Source organism: Bradyrhizobium sp. DOA1 (genome assembly GCF_001593325.1).
Lineage (GTDB): Bacteria > Pseudomonadota > Alphaproteobacteria > Rhizobiales > Xanthobacteraceae > Bradyrhizobium.
Map to the genome: position 1 here is coordinate 3,967,771 of NZ_JXJM01000001.1, position 20,884 is coordinate 3,988,654.

The 20,884-nt window shown below is 62.9% G+C and carries 22 protein-coding genes; 18 read left to right on the plus strand and 4 right to left on the minus strand.

The features are described from left to right. Window positions 1-95 precede the first annotated feature (95 nt). The 10 genes from coxB to SE91_RS19005 all read left to right on the plus strand — a co-directional run bounded on the left by coxB (window position 96) and on the right by SE91_RS19005 (window position 9,534). Window positions 96-1,094, plus strand: a complete 999-nt coding sequence (gene coxB, locus SE91_RS18960) for a cytochrome c oxidase subunit II (RefSeq protein WP_245318480.1) — start codon at window positions 96-98, stop codon at window positions 1,092-1,094. Next, window positions 1,091-3,004 carry a cytochrome c oxidase subunit I gene (gene ctaD / locus SE91_RS18965; RefSeq protein ID WP_061848659.1) on the plus strand — a complete coding sequence of 638 codons (1,914 nt, stop codon included), beginning with the start codon at window positions 1,091-1,093 and terminating at the stop codon, window positions 3,002-3,004. Before coxB ends, ctaD begins: the two co-directional genes overlap by 4 nt. After that, window positions 3,001-3,600, plus strand: coding sequence for a cytochrome c oxidase subunit 3 (locus tag SE91_RS18970; RefSeq protein ID WP_061848660.1), 600 nt, complete (start codon window positions 3,001-3,003; stop codon window positions 3,598-3,600). Before ctaD ends, SE91_RS18970 begins: the two co-directional genes overlap by 4 nt. Further along, window positions 3,597-3,950 (plus strand): hypothetical protein, encoded by a 354-nt coding sequence (locus tag SE91_RS18975; RefSeq protein WP_061848661.1) that lies wholly within the window; start codon window positions 3,597-3,599, stop codon window positions 3,948-3,950. Before SE91_RS18970 ends, SE91_RS18975 begins: the two co-directional genes overlap by 4 nt. Beyond that, window positions 3,938-4,861, plus strand: a complete 924-nt coding sequence (locus tag SE91_RS18980) for a cytochrome c oxidase assembly protein (RefSeq protein WP_061848662.1) — start codon at window positions 3,938-3,940, stop codon at window positions 4,859-4,861. Before SE91_RS18975 ends, SE91_RS18980 begins: the two co-directional genes overlap by 13 nt. An 84-nt stretch (window positions 4,862-4,945) precedes the next feature. Next, the gene (locus tag SE91_RS18985; RefSeq protein WP_061848663.1) at window positions 4,946-5,734 is read left to right on the plus strand and encodes a heme-binding protein; all 789 of its coding nucleotides are present in this window, start codon (window positions 4,946-4,948) and stop codon (window positions 5,732-5,734) included. 112 nt (window positions 5,735-5,846) lie between these two features. Continuing rightward, window positions 5,847-7,679, plus strand: coding sequence for a methanol/ethanol family PQQ-dependent dehydrogenase (locus tag SE91_RS18990; RefSeq protein WP_061848664.1), 1,833 nt, complete (start codon window positions 5,847-5,849; stop codon window positions 7,677-7,679). After that, a complete protein-coding gene (locus tag SE91_RS18995; RefSeq protein ID WP_061848665.1) occupies window positions 7,663-8,502 on the plus strand; it encodes a substrate-binding domain-containing protein in 840 nt (279 codons plus the stop codon). Before SE91_RS18990 ends, SE91_RS18995 begins: the two co-directional genes overlap by 17 nt. Further along, window positions 8,502-9,137 (plus strand): c-type cytochrome, encoded by a 636-nt coding sequence (locus SE91_RS19000; RefSeq protein ID WP_061848666.1) that lies wholly within the window; start codon window positions 8,502-8,504, stop codon window positions 9,135-9,137. Before SE91_RS18995 ends, SE91_RS19000 begins: the two co-directional genes overlap by 1 nt. 19 nt (window positions 9,138-9,156) lie before the next feature. Then, window positions 9,157-9,534 (plus strand): c-type cytochrome, encoded by a 378-nt coding sequence (locus tag SE91_RS19005; protein ID WP_008553131.1) that lies wholly within the window; start codon window positions 9,157-9,159, stop codon window positions 9,532-9,534. 158 nt (window positions 9,535-9,692) lie between these two features. On the opposite strand, the gene SE91_RS19010 is transcribed toward SE91_RS19005, so the two are convergent. Together SE91_RS19010 and SE91_RS19015 are read right to left on the minus strand one after the other, a co-directional pair. Further along, window positions 9,693-11,489, minus strand: a complete 1,797-nt coding sequence (locus tag SE91_RS19010) for an SDR family oxidoreductase (RefSeq protein ID WP_156489674.1) — start codon at window positions 11,487-11,489, stop codon at window positions 9,693-9,695. Window positions 11,490-11,550: 61 nt separating this feature from the next. Continuing rightward, the gene (locus SE91_RS19015; RefSeq protein WP_008553144.1) at window positions 11,551-11,751 is read right to left on the minus strand and encodes a hypothetical protein; all 201 of its coding nucleotides are present in this window, start codon (window positions 11,749-11,751) and stop codon (window positions 11,551-11,553) included. 259 nt (window positions 11,752-12,010) lie between these two features. Between SE91_RS19015 and SE91_RS19020 the strand changes: the two genes are divergently transcribed. Continuing rightward, complete coding sequence (locus SE91_RS19020) at window positions 12,011-12,793, plus strand: Crp/Fnr family transcriptional regulator (RefSeq protein WP_008553145.1); 783 nt, start codon at window positions 12,011-12,013, stop codon at window positions 12,791-12,793. Here SE91_RS19020 and SE91_RS19025 read toward each other — a convergent pair. Together SE91_RS19025 and SE91_RS19030 are read right to left on the minus strand one after the other, a co-directional pair. Beyond that, window positions 12,736-13,713: a hypothetical protein gene (locus SE91_RS19025; RefSeq protein WP_245318482.1), complete on the minus strand. Its 978-nt coding sequence runs from the start codon at window positions 13,711-13,713 to the stop codon at window positions 12,736-12,738. The two genes, SE91_RS19020 and SE91_RS19025, sit on opposite strands and share 58 nt — an antisense overlap. A 14-nt stretch (window positions 13,714-13,727) precedes the next feature. Next, on the minus strand, window positions 13,728-14,015 hold the full coding sequence (locus SE91_RS19030; protein WP_061848667.1) for a hypothetical protein: 288 nt from the start codon (window positions 14,013-14,015) through the stop codon (window positions 13,728-13,730). A 309-nt stretch (window positions 14,016-14,324) separates the two neighbouring features. On the opposite strand from SE91_RS19030, the gene SE91_RS19035 reads away from it, so the two are divergent. From SE91_RS19035 to SE91_RS19065, 7 genes are read left to right on the plus strand one after another with little or no spacing between them, the layout of a single operon-like run. Then, a complete protein-coding gene (locus SE91_RS19035) occupies window positions 14,325-15,425 on the plus strand; it encodes an inositol-3-phosphate synthase (protein ID WP_061848668.1) in 1,101 nt (366 codons plus the stop codon). After that, window positions 15,425-16,021, plus strand: coding sequence for a histidine phosphatase family protein (locus tag SE91_RS19040; protein ID WP_061848669.1), 597 nt, complete (start codon window positions 15,425-15,427; stop codon window positions 16,019-16,021). The genes SE91_RS19035 and SE91_RS19040 overlap by 1 nt, the downstream gene beginning before the upstream one ends. After that, window positions 16,018-17,121, plus strand: coding sequence for a CgeB family protein (locus SE91_RS19045; protein ID WP_060735693.1), 1,104 nt, complete (start codon window positions 16,018-16,020; stop codon window positions 17,119-17,121). The genes SE91_RS19040 and SE91_RS19045 overlap by 4 nt, the downstream gene beginning before the upstream one ends. 2 nt (window positions 17,122-17,123) lie before the next feature. Continuing rightward, a complete protein-coding gene (locus SE91_RS19050) occupies window positions 17,124-17,933 on the plus strand; it encodes a nucleotidyltransferase family protein (protein WP_061848670.1) in 810 nt (269 codons plus the stop codon). Continuing rightward, window positions 17,930-18,694 (plus strand): TIGR04290 family methyltransferase, encoded by a 765-nt coding sequence (locus SE91_RS19055; RefSeq protein WP_061848671.1) that lies wholly within the window; start codon window positions 17,930-17,932, stop codon window positions 18,692-18,694. Before SE91_RS19050 ends, SE91_RS19055 begins: the two co-directional genes overlap by 4 nt. Further along, window positions 18,694-19,647, plus strand: coding sequence for a glycoside hydrolase 5 family protein (locus tag SE91_RS19060; RefSeq protein ID WP_061848672.1), 954 nt, complete (start codon window positions 18,694-18,696; stop codon window positions 19,645-19,647). Before SE91_RS19055 ends, SE91_RS19060 begins: the two co-directional genes overlap by 1 nt. Further along, window positions 19,635-20,840, plus strand: coding sequence for a phosphopentomutase (locus SE91_RS19065; RefSeq protein ID WP_061848673.1), 1,206 nt, complete (start codon window positions 19,635-19,637; stop codon window positions 20,838-20,840). The genes SE91_RS19060 and SE91_RS19065 overlap by 13 nt, the downstream gene beginning before the upstream one ends. Window positions 20,841-20,884: the final 44 nt, after the last annotated feature.

The following is a 20,884-nucleotide window of genomic DNA, read 5'->3' on the forward strand; positions in this document are numbered from 1 at the left end:
CCTGTAAAACCGCGACTTCGCGCGGATAGGAACCTTCATACGATTGACCGGTTCGCCTTCCACAGGGGAGCACGGCGAAATCGATGAATGTCCGGATGCGAACGGCTCTGGTGCCATTTGCGACCTTGCCGCTGGCCGCTTGTGCGGGCCGCCAGTCCGTGCTCGACCCGCAGGGACTTCAGTCCGACCAGATCCTCCGGACCTTCTTCATCTTCCTGATTGTTGCGGCCGTCGTCTGGATCGCCGTCGTGATCGTGCTTTGCGTGGGCATGCTGCGCCGAAAGCGCGCGGCCGGTCAACCGCTCGCGCTGCACCAGTCCTTTGAGCGGACCAGTGGCCGTGTCGTCTTCGTGTTGGGGGTCGCGACCCTGGTCATCGTGCTCGGGCTTTCGATCGTCAGCTATGCCGGTCAGCGCACCGTCTTCGCCAAGGACGAGAACGCGCTCACGCTCAAGATCATCGGCCATCAATGGTGGTGGGAGGTCCGCTACGAAGACGACAGTCCCAACAAGAGCTTCGTGACAGCGAACGAGATCCGCATTCCGATCGGCCAGCCAGTGAAGGTCGAGTTGGAGTCGGCCGACGTGATCCACAGCTTCTGGATCCCGAGCCTAACCGGGAAGATGGACCTGATCACTGGGCAGAAGAACGAATTGCAATTCACCGCGAAGACTCCCGGCGTCTATCGCGGCCAGTGTGCCGAATTCTGCGGACTTCAGCACGCCCATATGGCCTTTGCCGTACTCGCACTGCCGCCGGACGAGTATGGCCGCTGGCGCGACAAGGAGAACGAGAGTGCGAAGAGCCCGACCGAGCCACTCGGCAAACAGGGCGAGCAGCTGTTTCGCGCGCGGGGCTGCGCGCTCTGCCACACCGTTCGAGGCACGCTCGCCGGTGGACAATTGGGACCGGATCTGACGCATGTCGCCAGCCGAACGACGATCGCCGCCGGAACGCTGCCGATGACGACGGCGACGCTTGGGGCCTGGATCGCCGATCCTCAGCACATCAAGCCCGGCAACACCATGCCGAAGATGCCCATGCAATCGGACGAGCTCATCGCGATCATTCACTATCTGGAGCAGCTCAAATGACCCAGATAGCTGAACGGCGCGAGTTGCGGGATGATGGGCTGAGCGGCCTCCAGCTTTCGACGCGGCTCGAGAATATCTGGCGCACGCCATCCGGCTTTTTCGGCGCGCTGATGTCAGTAGACCATAAGGTCGTGGGCCGGCGCTACATCGTCACGGCGTTCGTGTTCCTGCTGCTCGGTGGGATTCTCGCAATCCTCATGCGCGTTCAACTCGCCGGCCCCGAGAAGACGTTCCTGTCTGCGGACAAGTACAACCAGATCTTCACGATGCATGGCTCGACCATGATGTTCCTGTTTGCCGTGCCGGTGATGGAGGCATTCGCCGTCTACCTGGTGCCGCTGATGGTCGGAACGCGAAATATCGCCTTCCCGCGCCTGAATGCGTTCAGCTACTGGATATTCCTGTTCGGAGGCTGCTTCCTCTGGATTTCCTTCGCGCTCAATGTCGGCCCGGATGTCGGCTGGTTTGCTTATGTTCCGCTGTCCTCGTTGCAGTACACGCCGACGAAACGCCCGGACGTCTGGGCGCAGATGATCACCTTTACCGAGGTCGCGGCGCTTGCCGTTGCCGTGGAGATCATTGTGACCGTGTTCAAGCAGCGCGCGCCCGGCATGACGCTCGATCGCATTCCCCTGTTCGTCTGGGCGATGCTGGTCACCGCCTTCCTGGTGATGTTCGCGATGCCCTCGATCATGGTGGCCTCGACATCGCTGATCCTGGATCGCCTCGTCAACACGCGCTTCTACGACTCGTCCTCTGGTGGGCATCCCCTGCTCTGGCAGCATCTGTTCTGGTTCTTCGGCCATCCCGAGGTCTATATTATTTTCATTCCCGGCACGGGCATGGTGTCGGCGATTCTGGCGACCTTCGCGCGCCGGCCCGTGGTCGGTTACCCAATCGTCATTCTCTCGCTGATCGCGACCGGCTTCTTGTCGTTCGGGCTCTGGGTCCACCACATGTTCGTGACCGGCCTGCCCCAGCTCGGCGCCGGCCTGTTCACGGCCTCTAGCATGCTGATCGCAGTACCGAGTGGGCTCCAGATCTTCTGCTGGCTGGCGACACTCTGGGATGGCCGTCCCGTCTACCGCACGCCGCTCCTGTTCGTGATCGGTTTCATTGTGATCTTCGTGCTCGGCGGCCTGTCCGGCGTCATGGTCGCCTCGGTTCCGATCGACACCCAGGTGCACGACACTTATTTCGTCGTTGCGCACTTTCACTACGTCCTGATCGGCGGTGCCGTCTTCCCGCTCATTGGTGCCGTCTATTACTGGTTTCCGAAGATCACCGGCAGGATGCTCAGCGAAAGCCTCGGTCGCTGGAATTTCTGGCTGGCCTTCATCGGCTTCAATGTCGCGTTCTTCCCGATGCACATCCTTGGACTGATCGGAATGCCGCGCCGGATCTACACTTACACGGCCGACATGGATTGGGCGCATCTCAACCTGCTCTCGAGCGGTGGCTCCGTCATCTTCGCGCTCAGCTTCGCGCTGCTGCTGGTCAACGTGATCCATAGCTTGCGGAGTGGCGCGCTCGCAGGTGACAATCCCTGGGATGCTTCAACGCTGGAATGGGCGACTCCATCTCCGCCGCCACCGCAAAACTTTGATCGCATTCCCATCGTCAAGCATCGCGATCCCCTGTGGTTCGACAATGAAAGCCTGCCCGTCGTCGCCGGTCTCAGCGTGGAGCGCCGCGAAGTGCTTTTGACATCGCTCGCGGAAGCCGAGCCACAGGTCCGCGAAGCGTCTCCCGCGCCCAGCATCTGGCCACTGCTGACGGCCATCGCGACGGCAATCTTCTTCATCGGCTCGATCTTCACGCCTTGGGCTGTGCTCTGGGGGACGCCACCGATGGCCATCGCCTTGATCGGCTGGTTCTGGCCAGCCAAGACCAGGGAGGACGAGGAGTGAGACAGACCATCGTCCGCAACGTCGGCGACTTGCCGACCTATGGCTACGGCCCGCAAAGCGGTCCGTGGTGGGGCGCCATCGGCTTCATGGCGCTGGAAGGCATGGGGTTCTCCGTCGCGATCGGCGCCTATCTGTATCTCTATGCGGTCAATCCCACCTGGCCGATCGGCGCTGCGCCGCCCGATCTCTGGCCCGGCACGGCCGCGACCATCGTCTATGTCTTGAGCATCATCCCCAACGAAATGACCAATCGCGCTGCGCACCGGCAGGACCTTGCGAAGGTGCGTACAGGCCTGATCGTGATGTCGCTGATCGGGATCGTCCTGCTCGTCCTGCGCGGTTTCGAGTTCGCTCATCTCAACACCCGCTGGGACAATTCAGCCTACGGATCCATCGTCTGGCTGATACTCGGACTGCACACGACCCATCTCGTCACCGATCTTGGCGACACGATCGTCCTGGCGGTGCTGATGTTCACCCGCCACGCCAAGCCGCGCCGGTTCAGCGACGTCACCGACAACGTGTTCTACTGGAACTTTGTCGTGCTCGCCTGGCTGCCGCTCTACGTTCTCCTCGACTGGGTGCCGCGCCTATGACCGCCACCGAGGGACACAACAGATTGCTCTATTGGGCCGGCGTCGCGCTCGGGCCGCTGGCCTGGGGCATCAACCTGCAGGGCATCTATGCGCTCGCGCATTTCTCATGCGAGACAACGAAGCTGACCGGCACGATCATGAGCGCCATTTTGGCCGTCGTGGCCCTCGCGGGGACAGCGATATCGGCGCGGGCAGTCCGCCGCGGCGCGCGGGCGGAATGGATCGATGTACAAGGCGGTGGTCCCCGGACTTTCATGGCCTGGCTCGGCGTCGGCACCGGCGTGCTGTTTGCCCTGGTGATCGCAAACCAGCTTGCGGCATCGTTGATGATCAGCCCATGCCTGCGCTAAGTCTGCTGGCGTTGTTGGTTGGCTTGCTAGCACAGCCGGCCGCTGCGCATGGCATCTCCGACGTCGATCCTGGGTCGCTCTGGAGCTTCGATCCCTGGCTTCTGGCACCGCTTTATCTCGTCGGTCTTGGCTTCTACATCGGCACGCAGCGGCTTTGGCATCACGCCGGCGGCGGTCGCGGCGTCAGCTTTCGCCAGGTGGCGGCATTCTGGACAGGATGGCTGATCGTCGCGCTCACCCTGACCTCACCGCTTCATTGGCTCGGCGAGCGATTGTTCACAGCCCATATGATCGAGCACGAACTGCTCATGGTCGTAGGGGCGCCACTGATGGCGTTCGCCAGGATCAACGGACCGCTGATGTGGAGCCTGCCCTCCTCGGTTCGTCCTGGTGCAGGCCGCTTCTTGAATCGGCCGATGGTAGCCAAGCCATGGGCGTTGGTCAGCCATCCGGTCAGCGCGACAGCCCTGCACGGCCTGGCGCTTTGGGCCTGGCATGCGCCGCCGCTCTATGCATGGGCCCTTGAGAACACCGCCATCCATCGCTTCCAGCACATCAGCTTCTTTGCCACCGCATTGTTGTTCTGGTGGGTCCTTTTTCATGGCCGCGGCGTGGGCCGCAGCGTACGGCTTCGCGACGGCATCGCGATCGTCTGCCTGTTCATCACCATCCTGCATTCCGGTGTGCTCGGCGCGTTGTTGACTCTATCGACACGCTTGTGGATTTCAGGACAGGGCGCGCTCGCCGGCGAATTCAGTCTGTCGCCGCTGGAAGATCAGCAGCTCGCGGGCATCCTGATGTGGGTGCCGATGGGCATGCTCTACACCGGCGCAGCCTTGTTCTTCGCTTATCGGTGGCTGACCACGATGGATGCGCGCCCCCACACGCCGGCGGTTCAGCACGTCGGTTGATGATCCCGCAAGTTTGGGAAGGCATAGGAACCGCAGGTTTGATGCAACGTTCGCCTCTGACATGGGCAATTCCGTGGAGGCCATATGGGCAAACAAGCCGTCCTGGCGAGTGCCATTCTCACGGCGGTCATGGCCGTGCTGCAAGGCGCGATCGCGCAAGATCAGCCGCGTCCGGGACTGTCTTGTCCGGTCGACCACGACCAGCTGGCCGACATCCTCAAGAAAAGCGTCAAGCCCGGCGGTGGCCCCAGCAACGGCGGTCTGGACAACAACGAGTGGGCCGCGGTCGTGAATCGGCAGGGCCTTGTTTGCGCCGTCGCTTACAGCGGCAGCAAGGTCGACGACCAGTGGCTCGGCAGCCGCGCGATTGCGGCCGAGAAGGCCAACACCGCGAATGCGTTCAGCCTGAAGGACAAGGCGATAGCCACCGCCAATCTATATGCAGGCGCCCAACCCGGCGGCATTCTGTTCGGCGCGACGCTGAGCAATCCACCTTCCCCCGAGGTGATCTATGCAGGCACGCCTGATGAATTTGGAACGGCGCATGATCCGATGGTCGGCAAGCCCGTGGGCGGCGTGATCGTCTTCGGCGGAGGGCTCGCGCTCTACGATCGAAACGGCATTGCCGGCGCGCTCGGTGTCAGCGGTGATAGCTCCTGCGCCGATCACAACGTTGCCTGGCGCGTACGCCATTTCCTCGGTCTCGATCACGTACCCGCCGGGGTCAGCCCGAACATGAAGGACGCGATCATCTACGACATTGGACCGGACGGCAAAAGCCCGTCGGGCTTCGGCCATCCCAAGTGCAACGGTCGGGAGGACCAGATCGCCGTCGATCTTGGTGCCGGCGTTTCAGGAAATGTTGTGAGATAGGCCTCTGCGCCTCGGCAGAGCTTTGGAACCAAGCGAGAGCGCAAGGTTTGTACGTTCGCAAACCGGCCTGCAACGCGGCGCGGCCTCGTCAATGCCGTGGAGATCTTCACCTATGTTAATGCTTGGCCTCAGGCGGTTGCTGGGGAGAACGCTGAGTGCGCTCTGCGCTTGCTGTGCATTGCTCTCGCCGGTGATGGCGCAGACTGATCTCGCCAGCCGCATGAAGGATCCCGCTCAGTGGCCGATGGCTGCGCGCGACTACGCCAACACCCGTTACAGCGAGCTCGATCAGATCAACACCGATAACGCATCGCGCCTGCAGCTCGCCTGGACGTTCTCGGTCGGAGCCGACCGCGGTCAGGAGGCAGCGCCCCTCGTGATCGACGGAACCATGTATGTGGTCGGCCCCTATGCCGGCCCCTATCCGAACCGCGTGTTCGCGATCGATGCCACCACGGGCGAGCTGAAATGGTCATATGCTCCGAAGCCCGAGCCTGCCGCGGCGGGTGTTGCATGCTGCGACGTCGTCAATCGCGGGCTCGCCTTCAACAACGGTAAGATCTTTCTCAACACGCTCGACAATCACTCGGTCGCGCTCGACGCCAAGACAGGCAAGGAGCTCTGGCACACGAAGCTCGGCGAGATCAACAAGGGCGAGACCATCACGATGGCGCCTGTCGTCGTGAAAGGCAAGGTTCTCATCGGCAACAGCGGCGGCGAGCTCGGCGTGCGCGGCTGGCTCACTGCCGTGGACGAAAACACGGGAGCCATCGCATGGCGCGCCTATGCGACGGGGCCCGACAAGGACGTCTTGATCGGCGACGATTTCAAGCCGTTCTACGACAACCTCAAGGGCAAGGATCTCGGCGTCAAGAGCTGGCCAGCCGACCGATGGCAGGTCGGTGGCGGCACCGCGTGGGGATGGATCTCCTACGATGCCGAGCTCAATCTGATCTATTACGGCACCGCCAATCCCAGCCCGTGGAACGCGAACCAGCGCAGTGGCGACAATCTCTGGAGTGCGACGATCTTCGCCCGCAATCCCGACAACGGGCATGCGATGTGGGCGTATCAGGTCAACCCGCACGACCTGTTCGACCATGACGAGATCAACGAGAATGTGCTGGTCGACCTCGAGCTGAATGGTCAGCCGCGCAAGGTTCTGATTCACCCCGGCCGCAACGGCTACATGTACGTCATGGATCGCGCCACCGGTGAAGTGATCTCGGCGGACGCCTATGACTTCGTGAACGCCTATAAGGGCGTCGACCTCAAGTCCGGCAAGATCATTCCTAACGAGGAGAAGACGCCGCTGGTCGGCAAGACCGTCGAGAACATCTGTCCGACCGCGCCGGGCGCCAAGGATTGGCAGCCGTCCGCCTGGTCACCCCGTACCAAGCTGCTGTACGTCCCGCATCAGCATCTCTGCATGGATTTCAAGGCATCGCAGGTCGGCTACATCGCCGGCACGCCCTATGTCGGCGCCGACGTCGACATGTATGCCGGTCCGGGCGGGCATCGCGGCGAGTTCATGGCGTGGGATCCGGTTGCCCGCAAGAAAGTTTGGGAGATTCACGAGAAGCTGCCGGTCTGGAGCGGCGCGCTGGTGACTGCGGGCGACGTCGCGTTCTACGGAACCATGGATCGTCTGTTCAAGGCGGTGGACGCCAGGAACGGCAAATTGCTCTGGCAGTTTCGCGCCGGCTCCGGCTTCATCGGCCAACCGGTCTCCTATCGGGGCTCGGACGGGCAGCAATACATCGCAATCCTCTCGGGCGTCGGCGGCTGGCCCGGTGCGGTGGCGAATGCCGAGGTCGATCAGCGCGTGCGTAATGGCACGCTCGGCTTCACCGGTGCGATGCAGGACCTGCCGTTCTACACCGCCGGCGGCAGCGAGCTCTTGGTGTTCAAGCTCGGGAGTGCCAGCCATGCGCCTGCGCAGTGATTGTGCCGCTGTTGCGATTTCCGGCCTGATCGGGATCACGTCCTCCGTATCCGCCGCGGCGAACGGCGAGCTGCGTGTCTGCGCCGATCCGAACAATCTGCCGTTTTCCAACAGCGCCGAGACCGGCTTCGAGAACAAGCTCGCGACGATGGTGGCCAAGGGTCTCGAGCGATCCCTGTCCTACACCTGGTGGGCGCAGCGTCGCGGCTTCATCCGCAACACGCTGAAGGCAGAAAAATGCGACGTGGTGATGGGCGTGCCCTCCGAATACGAGTTCGTGGAGACCACGAAGTCCTACTATCGCTCCACCTATGTTTTCGTGAGCCGTCAGGACCAGCATCTCGATCTCTTCTCCTTACTCGATCCGCGCCTCCATCGCCTGACCATCGGCGTCCATCTCGTCGGCGATGACGGCAACAACCCGCCTCCTGCGCAGGCGCTTGGCCAGCTCGGGATCGTCGACAATGTCCGCGGCTATTCGATCTATGGCGACTATCGCCGGGCTGATCCTCCGGCGCGCCTGATCGAGGCCGTCGAACATGGCGAGATCGACATAGCCGCAGCCTGGGGGCCGCTAGCCGGCTATTTCGCCACGCATGCCAAGGTGCCGCTGACAGTGACCCCCATCAAGGACAGTGAGCGCTTCGCGCCTCAACAGTTCCAGTTCGCTATCTCGATGGGCGTCCGCAAAGGCGATCACGCTCTGCGCGACCAGCTGAATGCGTTCATCGACGCGCATCGGTCCGATATTGCCGCACTGTTGCGGAGTTACGGCGTGCCTCTGGTCGACATGGCCGTGACGGCATCAGGAGGGCATCCGTGATGTCCGGTCCAATGCTACGCGCCAGTGCCGTAACGTTGCTGCTGGCGGCCGCACCCAACGGCGCATTGCTTGCCCAGCAAACTCTGCCGCAGTCGCAGGAGGCGCAGATGCCGACGCTGGCGCCTCGGCCGAATTTCGGCGGCAGCGTCGGCAGCGGCCGGCCCGGCGTGTTCATGCAAGTTCCGGTGACCACCCTCTTCCCGGGCGCACAGCCCGATCCGCCCCAGATCAAGAATCCGGTGCAGGGCGATCCCAATGCGGCGCAGCGCGGGATGACCTATTACGTCAACTTCAATTGCGTCGGCTGCCATGCGCCGAACGGCGGCGGCGGCATGGGGCCGGCGCTGAGCAACAACAGCTTCATCTATGGATCGCAACCCGAGAACATCTATCTGTCGATCCATCAGGGGCGGCCCAATGGAATGCCGGCGTGGGGCGGCGTGCTGCCCGACAGCGTGATCTGGGACCTCGTCACTTATATCGGCAAGATCAGCAATGAGCCGAACAGGCAATGGGGCCGTACCTTCTCGGCCAGTCCGCTTTCGCCTGACGTGGAGCAAGTTCCCAGCGAGCAGGTTTCGACGACTGATCCGTGGTCCGCCACCAAGTCCTTCAAGTTCGGCCAAAAGCCCTGATGGAGAAGCGGAGCAGCCGATGCTGGGTCCGACGACACGATCGCTCATCGCCGCCCTGCTGGCTCTGCCGGCGGTCGCTTGCGACAACGGCAAGGCTGCCGGCCCCGATAATTTCGTCGGCGACACACGCCGTGGCGCCGACCTCGTCAAGCAATACCAATGCGGCAGCTGTCACGACATTCCCGGCATCGCCGGTGCCGACGGAAATGTCGGCCCGCCCCTGCACCGGATCGGCACACGGACCTACATTGCCGGCTACATCCAGAATTCGCCCGATAACATGGCCGACTGGATCGAAGATCCGCAGCGCGCGTTGCCCGGTAACGCCATGCCGAGAATGGGCATCCCGCAGAAGGACGCGCGCGACATCGCGGCGTTTCTGTATACGCTCAAGTAGGCCATATGATTCCCACTCATGGTTCGGCTCAGTGGTTCCGCGACGCGCCATCGCTGGCCATCACCGTTGTGAGGCTGCGGCGAACAAAAACAATACGTCGTGACGGTCGATGGCGGTCACGGCTCGTTTGGCGCCGAGCTCGGCGATCACGTACGCGCCTACGCGCTGCCGTGATGCGACACGGCCTGCCGATGCCGGCGGCGCCTGGGCGCGATCTGCCTGTGCGGACGAGCAATTGTTGAGGCCGCGAAAGCTACGCACGCAGCTATTCCGACGACCGCAAGCCCCTTGCTGATGACGCCAGCCGGCGGAAGTCGCTTCCGTGCCAGCCAGCCTCCATCGACCGACGAGCCTCGCGGTGACGCCTCGATCATGGTTCCCTCGCTGATCGGCGCGCGTCTCGCGCGCGACAGGAGGAAGCGGAATGCGCCGCCCAGCAAATGCTCAGTCAGTGTCGGTGCGGCGGCATAGGCCATCTGGCCGGCGCGCGCGGGCCAGCCGACGGCCACTTCATCGCGCGGCGCACGGGCAAGGTTCAAGAAGGCCTGCGCGACGTCTTCCGACTGGTACAGCAGCGGGCCTGGATCGAGCCTTTTCCCGGACATATTGGCACCGTGCACGAATCCCGGTGTATCGACCATCGCCGGGAACACGCCGCAGACGTGGATGTTCGGATGTTCGCCAAGCTCCTGGCGCAGGCTCGCCGTGAACCCGCGCAGACCGAATTTGCTCGCCGTGTAGGCGGCCGCAAACGGCGTCGGCGCCCAGCCTCCCAGCGAGATGTTGTTGATCAGGATGCCGCGGTTCTGGCGGAGAAAGATCGGAAGCACCGCAAACGCACCGTGCATGGTTCCCAGCAGATTGACTTCGATGGTTCGGCGGTGAAGCGCGAGATGGGCGTCCTGGTAGGCGCCGAACACGCCGGTACCGGCGTTGTTGATCCAGACATCGATCCCGCCGAAGGCATCGTCAGCCTGCCGTGCCAATCGCTGCACCGCCTCCGCATCGCCGACATCGGTCGGAACTGCCAACGCACGGCCTCCCAGCGCCTCGCACTCTGCCGCGAGGCGCGTCAATATCTCGCCGCGCCGTGCGGCGAGCACCACGCTTGCCCCTTCCTGCGCAAACGCGAGCGCCGCAGCGCGGCCAATTCCGCTGGATGCTCCCGTGATCACGACACGTGTTCCCGCCATGGACCGCCGCGACGGCCTCCGGGCATCCACCTGGACGAGCCAACGCAATGATCGCCGGAGACGTTCGGCCGCCTCCGCCTTGAACCAGTCGCCATGCGCGAAAATGACCCGCTCGGGCGCCAGGCTGACGAGCCGTTCAGCTGCGGCCTGTACTGAACGGCCGCCGAGCCGCAACAGGAGCCGAAGATAAATCGGCGCCTTGCCGTCCGGCTTGGCGATGCCGAGAACATTTGCAGCGGCCTGATTTGACGCGGGAAGATCGTGGCGCTCGAGGTTCTGCACCAGATCGGTCAGGATCAACGTGCGGCTCCGCTTATCGAATATCTCCACCTCTGAAAACACCGGTGCATTCACGGCGATGGTTTCGAGCTCGGCAGCCCACTCTGCCGGCGTCACGTCGCCAAGCTCGCGGTCAACGCGGAGTCCAGCCTGTCGCACCTGTTTCCGCTCCGACAGCCCTCGCGCCGCGAACGTCAGCGTTTGCGGCAGACGCTTTTGCCAGGCAGGCATAAAGATCCAATGCGCAACATTCGGCGCGAGCAGATATCTGATTGTTCCGAGCCGCTCCAACTCATTGTGCAGAGCGGGCGAATATCGCACCGGCGAGTGCAGCACGAGGTCGCCATTCGACAGCCGAACGACCGTCATGCGAACCGGCAGACGTAAGCCTGCCGCGCTGATCGGAGCGTCATCCGCGATCCAGATGTCGTCGGTCACCCTCGTCAGGGTTGCAGTCGATGTGGAGGCGTCAATTTCGTGCATGAGCGTCATCCGGACGGGACCTATTCAAGTCCCCGGGCACGACGCTCGTTCCTCGCACTTGTCACCCGCGCATGGTCGAGGCTTCAGACAATGCCCTGGAACCGGCTTGCCTGAGGTCGTCAAGAGAGGTCTGCCCTCTTGTCGCCGCTTCGAGAAGCTTCGCGGCCACGTGGGTTCTGGCACCGATCTCGCAACGGGAGACGCTTGCGCAAACTTCCTCGAGCACGGCGCGCAAAAGCGCCGTCGTATCGGTGTCGAACATGCGGGCCCCCTCCAGCGGAAAGATCTCACACTAGAGCATCGGTGGCGGCGGGTGATTCAACATTGTTAATGATCGATCGACTTATTGATCGAATCTTGGCGAGGTCTGCTGCCTTCTCACGAGGAACATTGGAGACCGGTCAACGTCAATCTGCACCCGTCGATGATGCCCTATCAATCGGCGGATCATATCAAAGGTGAATGCCCCTCCTTTGCCATTTGGGTCAGAGTCGAGACAGGCGGCGGGGATCGGATGACTAATGCAAACCGGATTTGCCTTTTCCAAGCTCGCTGATCACCTGGCGAGTCTCGGTGACGTGACCACCGACGACCTCGATCTGCTGGCAAACATGCCGAGCACGATTGCGCACTTCAATTCACATCAGGCGATCCTGCGCCACGGCGACAACAGCCATCAATGCTGTCTTCTGCTCCAGGGCTATCTCTCGTGGCAGGATGCCCGGGGAACAGACGGGCAGATCACGTCGATCTCCGTACCCGGCGACATCGCGGACCTCCAGACAGTTTACCGGCCCCGCATCGAGGGTAACCTCATCGCGCTCGGTCCCGCCGTGGTCGCGCTGGTGCCACATCGCTTCTTTCGCGAACTATCGGCGCGCTCGCCCGCGATGTCGCGGACTCTGCTGCTGATGCTGCTTCGCGACCACGCGATACAGCGCAACTGGACCATAAACCTCGGTAGCCGGGACGCCTTGACGCGGGTGGCCCACCTGCTCTGTGAGATCACGACACGCCTGCAGAATGTCGGGCTCGCGAAGGATTTCAGATTGTCTTCGCCGTTCACCCAATCCGATGTCGCCGCGGCTTGCAGCATTTCCCCCGTCCATGCCAACCGTACCATCCAGGAACTGCGGCGCTGCAAGCTGCTGCAATGGCAGGGCAAGACTCTGGTGATTTCGGACTGGCCTGGATTGTGCCGAGTGGCCGGCTTCGATCCTGCCTACCTTGGTTACCGACCACGTGATCAAGAAAAGCGACCGCCGCAACCGGAATCGGCTAAAGACGACGTCGCGCTGGCCTGACGGTATTGCGACTTTTCGTTCGGGCTTCGTGCACTCTTTTCCAAGGCTTCGCGCACCTCCAGGATGACAGCGCCCCAATCACCGGCGATTTTTTGACGAAACAGCCGAAGGCTTGGATACCAAAGCGTACGACGCCCCGATGAAGGCCAGCGCCAGTCGCAATCGGCATGCAGCAGTACCCAGGCTTCGCATCCGAGTGCCCCCGCGAGGTGCGCGACCATCGTGTCGACGCAAATCACCAGATCAAGCTGGCAGAGACGATGACCAAGAGCAGCGATGTCGGGCGTGCTGATGTCCCGAGCGCCGATCTGCGCGAGATCTTCAGCCGCTGCCTCTCTCTGGAGGGAATGGAGCACTGCGCCGGAAACGCCGAGACGCCGCAACAATGCGGGGGGGATGGCGCGCCGCTTGTCCCACTGACCGACCTCCCAGACCAGGCCGACGGCCAGCCCTTGGCGGTCAATCGGCGCAGACATGCCTCTATGCGGCAGTGTCAAATACGGGCCGCCCATCTCGATGTACTCTCTTCCCGCGCCGATCGCGTGCGGCACCTCCATGATTTCGATGTCCACCTCAAAGTCGACTTGGGGCGCACCGTCATGCAGCGCGAGCGCGCGATCCACACCGGCCGTGCGCTCCACCAGCGGCAGCAATTCGGGCTGACACCAGACCGTGACGCTGCGCGCCATGCTGCGAAGTGGCTGCATGAAGCGAAGGAACTGGATCGTGTCGCCGAGCCCATGATAGCATCGCACGAGTACGTGCCTGTTCGCGAGCGGCTCTCCGCGCCAGATCCGCTGGAGATGACGCGGACCGGTGTGCTTGGGCGGGTAATCCGCCGTTGCGAGATCGTGGTCGTTGATGGCCCAGGCGCGCGCAAAGTCGCCGGCTCGCATGGCCTCCACCCAGCCGTTCGTCACCTCCCGAGATCCGGCTATCGACGGACGAAATTGTGGAAGCGGCTCATCTTCCCGTCCTTGGTCCGGTCCTGGTGCAGGAAGGCGATTCCAGCCTCGTCGAACTTGTCGAAGAACTCATCCCAGCCGATCCGGTCGAGGGCATCGTCCGGCGGATCGAAATCGATGCGCAGGATGCCGGCGTGTCCATCCTCTTCCGTCGCCTTGACCGTCGCGGGTTGCCCACCGCGCTCGTCAACCCATTTGCGGATCGCGGCGTGATCAGTCGTCTGCTGGGCTTCGCTGTTCTGCGTCGTGGACGTCATATGGCACCTCGCTTGTGCAGATCCGGCATAACCGGCGTGATTGCGGTGAAACGCGGGCCGGCAGAATTTGTTCTTCAGCGCGCACCTGCCGATGCCGGCAGCATCATCTTCTTCATCTTCATCCAGGATGATCTTCGTTCCGTTTGGCCGGCCACGGATTCTATCCCAGGTTAAGGCTGCTGGATTTTGTTGCCCTGAATCGATCTAGGTGCGGGCATAGCGGCTCCAGCACAGGAACGAACTTACCTTCCGGTACGTTCGCCGACCTACTTACGCTGACACCATGCGTCTTCCGGAGGTCTTCAATCCATGCACTCCCGTCTTCAGGATAGGCGCCGCGTCCGCGTCGGCATCGTCGGCGTCGGCAATTGCGCGAGCTCCCTCGTCCAGGGGCTCACCTACTATCGGAACGCCAAATCGAACGAACCCGTGCCCGGCCTGATGAACGTCGATCTCGGCGGGTATCACATTAGCGACATTCAGCTCGCGTCCGCATTCGACGTCAACGCGAGCAAGGTCGGACGCGATGTCGCCGACGCCATCTTTGCCAAGCCGAACAACACGCATCGTTTTGCCGATGTCGAGCAAACCGGCGTGATCGTTCAACGCGGTCCTGTCATGGACGGCATCGGGCACTATCTCGAAGACGATATTCCGGTGGCCGATGTCCCGGTGGCCGATGTCTCGGAGGCGCTAGCGATGTCACGGACCGACGTACTGGTATCCTACCTGCCCGTCGGCTCACAACGCGCCAGCGAATGGTACGCAGCACGGGCCATCGAAGCCGGCTGCGGCTACGTCAATTGCATCCCCGTTTTCATCGCGTCCGATCCGGACTGGCGGCGAAGGTTCGAGGATGCAGGCCTTCCGATCATCGGCGACGACATCAAGAGCCAGGTCGGTGCGACCATCGTGCACCGCGTGCTGGCCAATCTGTTCCGCGATCGCGGCGTGCGGCTCGACCGCACCTACCAGCTCAACGTCGGCGGCAATACCGATTTCAAGAACATGCTCGAACGGGAGCGGCTGACCTCGAAGAAAATCTCCAAGACGCAGGCGGTCACCAGCCAGTTCGACATCCCCATCTCTTCCGACAACATCCATGTCGGGCCCAGCGATCACGTGCCGTGGCTGACCGACCGCAAGCTGGCCTTCATCCGGCTCGAAGGCACGACGTTCGGCGGCGTACCCCTGAGCGCCGAGGTCAAGCTCGAAGTGTGGGACTCCCCCAACTCGGCCGGCGTCGTGATCGACGCGGTCCGCTGCGCAAAGCTTGCCATGGACCGCTGCCAAGGGGGCGCTCTGACCGGTCCATCCAGCTATTTCATGAAATCGCCGCCGCAGCAGTTCACCGACGAGGAAGCCGGTCGGCGGACGCGCGCTTTCATCGACGACAAGGCATATACCTGATGGCGAGGATCATTCATCTCGTACGTCACGGTCACCACGCCCTGCTCGGCCGTACGCTATGCGGCCGGATGAATGGCGTCACCCTCGACGAGATCGGCTGCGCGGAGATGGCGCGCTGTGCCGTGACGGTCAGCCCGCGACCGGCCTTGATCCAGTCGAGCCCGCAGCGGCGCTGCATGCAATCAGCCTGCATCCTGGCGGCTCACTTCGCACTGCCGATCGAGATCGTGCCCGCGCTTGACGAGCTCGATTACGGTGAATGGACCGGCCGGTCCTTCGAGGAGCTCAACGACGACCCACAATGGTCACGCTGGAACAGACGGCGCGGCAGCACCCGACCACCGGGCGGAGAGAGCATGCGCTCGCTCCAGAACCGCGTCGTCAATCATCTGGAGCAGCTCCGCAACGATCACTCCGCGGGTACGGTCATCGCCGTCAGTCATGCCGAGCCGATCCGGGCGGCCCTCTTGCACTACGCACGCATGCGACTCGACGACTTCCTCTCAATTGAGATCGACCCATCCAGCATCTCCACGCTCAGCGTGGACAACCGCGGGTTCAAGATTACGCGGATCAACCAGCGGGTGCCGGCGTGAAGATCGTCATTTTCGGCCTGACCATCTCCTCCTCCTGGGGCAACGGCCACGCGACGCTCTGGCGAGGCCTCTGCAAGCATCTGATGCGCCTCGGCCATACCGTCGTCTTCTACGAGCGTGATGTGCCCTATTATGCCGGCGCCCGCGACTTCGACGAGTTGCCGGGCGGCGCGCTGCGACTGTTTTCGAGTTGGGAGGAGACCCGCTCCCTCGCCCGCAGCGACGTCGGGGATGCCGATGTCGCGATCGTGACGTCCTATTGTCCCGACGCGATCGCGGCGACCGAAATGATCGTGTCCGAAGGGCGCGCCGTTCCCGTCTTCTATGATCTGGATACTCCGGTCACGCTGGCACGGCTCATGGCGAATGAAACCGTTCCCTATGTCGGGCCTCGAGGCCTACAAGATTTCGCACTCGTTCTCAGCTTCACTGGTGGACCACGCGTGACCCGAGAATTTCACGACAGGCTCGGCGCCCGCGATATCCGCCCCCTCTATGGCCACGTCGATAGCGACATTCATCGCCCGGTGCCGCCACAACCGCACTACCGCGCAGATCTGTCTTATCTCGGCACCTACTCCGAAGATCGCCAGCGCGGGCTTGAAGCGCTGTTCGTCGAACCGGCACGGGCGCGGCAGGACCTGCGCTTCCTGATCGCCGGGGCGCAATATCCTGACGACTTCCCATGGTCATCCAACATCTACTTCGTGCGGCATCTGCCGCCATCTGAGCATGCGCCGTTCTTTGCGTCCTCCCGCTTGACCCTCAACGTCACACGCAAGGCGATGGCGGACATGGGCTGGTGCCCGTCGGGCCGCCTGTTCGAAGCGGCCGCCTGTGGCGTCCCGCTCCTGAGCGACGACTGGCCGGGAATCGAAGAGTTCTTCGCGCCCGGCAGGGAGATCTTGATCGCGCGCGACGCAGAAGACACGTTGGCCGCATTGGCGATGTCGAACGTCGAGCTTCAATCCGTCGCGAGGTCTGCCTATGAGCGGACCATGGATCAGCACACATCCGACAAACGCGCGTGCGAGCTGGTGTCGCTGCTCGAACAGGCGGCATCCAGCGGTGCGCACCGCCCGCAATCCGCGGAGGCCTGATCATGTGGGGCATCGTTCCGGCCGCGGGCCGCGGCAGTCGCATCCAACCGCTGGCGTTCTCCAAGGAGCTGCTGCCCGTCGGCAGCCGGCGCGACGACGGCACGGAGCGCCCTTGTGCGGTCTCCGAATATCTGCTGGAGCGGCTGATCCTCGGCGGCGCGGACAAGATCTGCTTCGTCATTTCGCCGGGGAAATCCGACATTCTGGAGTATTTCGGCGATCATTACGGCAGCGCTCAGCTGGCTTATGTCGTGCAGCCCAACGCATTGGGACTGTGCGACGCCGTCTTCCGGGCCAGCACCGTTGTGTGCCATGACGAAGACGTCATGGTCGGCCTGCCCGATACCGTCTGGTTTCCAAAGGCCGCCTTGCAGGCCCTGCCCGATGCCGACCTGTCGTTCCTGCTCTTCCCGGTCGAGCGCCCGGAATTCTTCGATGCCGTGGTTCTCGATGGCGACAGCGTGCGCGAGATCCAGGTCAAGCAGCCGACTCCAACCTCGCGATGGATCTGGGGCGCATTCAGGATGTCGGCCAACGGCTTCCGCGACTTGCATGCGCTCTGGAACGCACGAGAGCGGCGAGACGAGTACTTCGGAACTCTGGTCAACGCCTATCTCCAGGCCGGCGGCCTCGGCATCGGAGTCAAGGCGGGCGAATCCTATGTCGATGTAGGCACCGTCGATGGCTACCGCACGGCGATGGCACTTCTGGCCGACAGCACCGGCACCGACGGCCGCTCGAGGTTGCGCGCCGGCACCTTCTCGGATGGAGCTCAACCGGTCCCCGCAACGGACAATGGAGCGACGGCATGACGAGAGCGCTGCTTACGCGCGAGGAAATTCGCAGGCGCGTCGAAGCGCTCGGGCCATGGTTTCACAATCTCGACCTGAATGGCGTGCCGACCGCGCCTAGCCACTTCCTCGGCGACTATCCCAACGTGAAATGGCGTCGTTTCTCCGGAATCATACCGGACCGTCTCGAAGGCAAGACCGTGCTCGATATCGGCTGCAACGCCGGTTTCTATGCCATGGAGATGAAGCGGCGCGGCGCCGAGCGCGTGCTTGGCCTCGACAGCGACGAAGAGTACCTGGCGCAGGCGCGCTTCGCTGCCGACGTGAAGGGCCTCAGGGTCGAATTCCGCAAGATGTCGGCCTATGACGTCGGGCAGCTCCGTGAGAAGTTCGATCTGGTGATCTTCATGGGCGTGCTCTACCACCTGCGTCATCCGCTTCTGGCACTGGATCTCATCCACGAGCACGTCGCCAAGGACCTGCTGCTGTTTCAGTCGATGCAGCGCGGCGACAGCCATGTCGACGCGATCGAGAACAACTACGATTTCTGGACCACCGACCAGTTCGATTCCGCTGGCTATCCCAAGCTTCACTTCATCGAGCACAAATATGCCGACGACCCCACCAATTGGTGGGTACCGAACCGGGCCTGCGTCGAGGCCATGCTGCGCAGCGCCGGCTTTGCGATCAGCGCGCATCCGGAAGAGGAAGTCTATCTCTGCAGGCGAACGGAGCGGCCTCAAGTCGATGGCCCCGTCTATCCATCCCGGAGCACGAGCTGATGATCGAGGCGGCCAAGATTTGGAACGAGCCGAACAACAAGTCGCACTGGGATCTCCTGATCGATCCGGATTGGGCCATGTTCGCCGGTCTCGCGATCGCCGCTGGCAAGGCGATCCGCAGCACGCGCCCCGCATTGCCAATCGTCCTCGGCGGCATCTCGCCGATCGATCCATCCTTCATGCGCAACATGCAGCGGCGCGGCGTGCTCGACCATTTTGATGCGGTCGCCGTGCATGGCTTTCCGCTCGACTGGAATTTATGGCAGATCGGTGAATGGCCGGCCAAGCTTGAGGAAATCAAGGCGGTCACCACCCTGCCCGTCTGGGTGACGGAGGTCGGTGTCTCCTCGTTCGGCGCCGAAGAGGTGCAAGCCTGGGGGCTCTCGCGTACCGCCGAGCTCCTGATCGGCCGTGCCCCGCGCATTCATTGGTACAGCCTCTATGACCTTCCATCCGCCTGGGAAGCAACGACACGGCACAAGGAAGCCGAAGGCTCATCCTATTACAGGCATTTCCACATGGGCCTTCTGCGCGAGGACGGCACGCCGAAGGCGGCAGCCGATCTGTTCGGCGCATATGCGCCGGCCATGGGATTGTGCCAATGGTTCCACTTCGAGGATCATCGCCTTGACGACGCGGTGCACTGGATGCGCCGCCTCGGCGTGACCCATCTCAGGACGGGTCTGTCATGGGCCGACAGCTTCCGCCCTAATGCACTCGCCTGGTTCGACCGCCAGATGGAGGCGCTGGCGGAATTTCAGGTCACGGTGACCTTCTGCTTCACGCCCGAGCACCGGGGCATCGAGCCGCATCACACCAGCCCGCCGCTCGACGTCAACGAGTTCGCCGATTTCTGTGCATCGATGGTCGATCGCTACTGCACGAAGACCGGTGTTGCATCCGCCGGCACGTCAGCCGATCCCCCCATCAGGGAGCCGACATGCGTGCCCTGATTCTCGTGATGGACTCGGTCGGCATCGGCGGCGCGCCCGATGCCGCACGCTATGGCGATGATGGCGCCGACACGGTCGGTCACATCGCGGAGGCCTGCGCGGCCCGCCGCGCCAACAGCGCCGCGCGCGAGGGTCCGCTCCGGTTGCCCAATCTTGTCGCGCTCGGCCTTGGGGAGGCCTGCCGACTCGCAAGCGGGCGCGTACCGCCGGGGCTGGACGGTGAGGTCGAGCACCGGCGATTTGGCTGCGCAAGCGAGATCTCGAGGGGCAAGGACACCCCATCAGGCCACTGGGAGATCTCCGGCGTACCGGTCCCGTTCGACTGGGGCTATTTTCCCCGAACGACGCCCTGCTTCCCCGCCGGCCTGACGAACGCCTTCTGCGAGCAAGCCGGATTACCCGGGATTCTCGGAGATTGCCACGCCTCCGGCACGGAGATCATCGCCGAGTTCGGCGAGCGCCACATGCGAACGGGAATGCCGATCTGCTACACCTCGGCCGACAGCGTGTTTCAGATTGCCGCGCATGAGGAGACATTCGGGCTCGAACGTCTGTACGAGATTTGCAAAATCGCAAGGCGGCTGATCGATCCCCTCAACATCGGCCGCGTCATTGCCCGGCCATTCGTCGGTACAGATGCGAGTGACTTCAAGCGCACCGCACATCGGCATGACTATTCGGTGCCGCCGCCCGGGCAAACCATCCTGGATCTTGCTGCAAACGCCGGTCGTGACATCGTGACGATCGGCAAGATCGACGACATCTTCGCCCATCGCGCGACCGGACGGAACATGCGCGGTGACGGCAACATGGCGCTCTTCGATGCTTCGCTCAAGGGGCTAGAGAGCCTTGCGAATGGTGGATTGCTCTTCGCCAACTTCATCGACTTCGACACGCTCTACGGCCATCGCCGCGATGTCGCCGGCTACGCCGCGGCACTCGAAGCCTTTGATGATCGACTTCCCGAATTGTTATGCCGCCTGCGGAGCGATGATCTTCTCATCATCACTGCCGATCATGGCTGCGATCCCACCTGGAGCGGCACCGATCACACCCGCGAGCAGGTGCCGATCCTGGTCTGGATGGCGCGGTCGTCTTCTTCGATCGGCCGCCGCGCCGGCTTTGCCGATATCGGCGCGACGGTAGCGAAGCATCTGGATCTGCCAGAGCTGTTGCACGGCGCGTACTTCTAGCGGGCAACAAGCTGGCGGATTCACCTGGGTTATTGATCCAGGTT

Coding starts and splice junctions, on each gene's coding strand:
- coxB (WP_245318480.1), top strand. CDS start 96: ATGCGAACGGCTCTGGTGCCATTTGCGACCTTGCCGCTGGCCGCTTGT.
- ctaD (WP_061848659.1), top strand. CDS start 1,091: ATGACCCAGATAGCTGAACGGCGCGAGTTGCGGGATGATGGGCTGAGC.
- SE91_RS18975 (WP_061848661.1), top strand. CDS start 3,597: ATGACCGCCACCGAGGGACACAACAGATTGCTCTATTGGGCCGGCGTC.
- SE91_RS18980 (WP_061848662.1), top strand. CDS start 3,938: ATGCCTGCGCTAAGTCTGCTGGCGTTGTTGGTTGGCTTGCTAGCACAG.
- SE91_RS18985 (WP_061848663.1), top strand. CDS start 4,946: ATGGGCAAACAAGCCGTCCTGGCGAGTGCCATTCTCACGGCGGTCATG.
- SE91_RS18990 (WP_061848664.1), top strand. CDS start 5,847: ATGTTAATGCTTGGCCTCAGGCGGTTGCTGGGGAGAACGCTGAGTGCG.
- SE91_RS18995 (WP_061848665.1), top strand. CDS start 7,663: ATGCGCCTGCGCAGTGATTGTGCCGCTGTTGCGATTTCCGGCCTGATC.
- SE91_RS19000 (WP_061848666.1), top strand. CDS start 8,502: ATGTCCGGTCCAATGCTACGCGCCAGTGCCGTAACGTTGCTGCTGGCG.
- SE91_RS19005 (WP_008553131.1), top strand. CDS start 9,157: ATGCTGGGTCCGACGACACGATCGCTCATCGCCGCCCTGCTGGCTCTG.
- SE91_RS19010 (WP_156489674.1), bottom strand. CDS start 11,489: ATGCACGAAATTGACGCCTCCACATCGACTGCAACCCTGACGAGGGTG.
- SE91_RS19015 (WP_008553144.1), bottom strand. CDS start 11,751: ATGTTCGACACCGATACGACGGCGCTTTTGCGCGCCGTGCTCGAGGAA.
- SE91_RS19020 (WP_008553145.1), top strand. CDS start 12,011: ATGCAAACCGGATTTGCCTTTTCCAAGCTCGCTGATCACCTGGCGAGT.
- SE91_RS19030 (WP_061848667.1), bottom strand. CDS start 14,015: ATGACGTCCACGACGCAGAACAGCGAAGCCCAGCAGACGACTGATCAC.
- SE91_RS19035 (WP_061848668.1), top strand. CDS start 14,325: ATGCACTCCCGTCTTCAGGATAGGCGCCGCGTCCGCGTCGGCATCGTC.
- SE91_RS19040 (WP_061848669.1), top strand. CDS start 15,425: ATGGCGAGGATCATTCATCTCGTACGTCACGGTCACCACGCCCTGCTC.
- SE91_RS19050 (WP_061848670.1), top strand. CDS start 17,124: ATGTGGGGCATCGTTCCGGCCGCGGGCCGCGGCAGTCGCATCCAACCG.
- SE91_RS19055 (WP_061848671.1), top strand. CDS start 17,930: ATGACGAGAGCGCTGCTTACGCGCGAGGAAATTCGCAGGCGCGTCGAA.
- SE91_RS19060 (WP_061848672.1), top strand. CDS start 18,694: ATGATCGAGGCGGCCAAGATTTGGAACGAGCCGAACAACAAGTCGCAC.
- SE91_RS19065 (WP_061848673.1), top strand. CDS start 19,635: ATGCGTGCCCTGATTCTCGTGATGGACTCGGTCGGCATCGGCGGCGCG.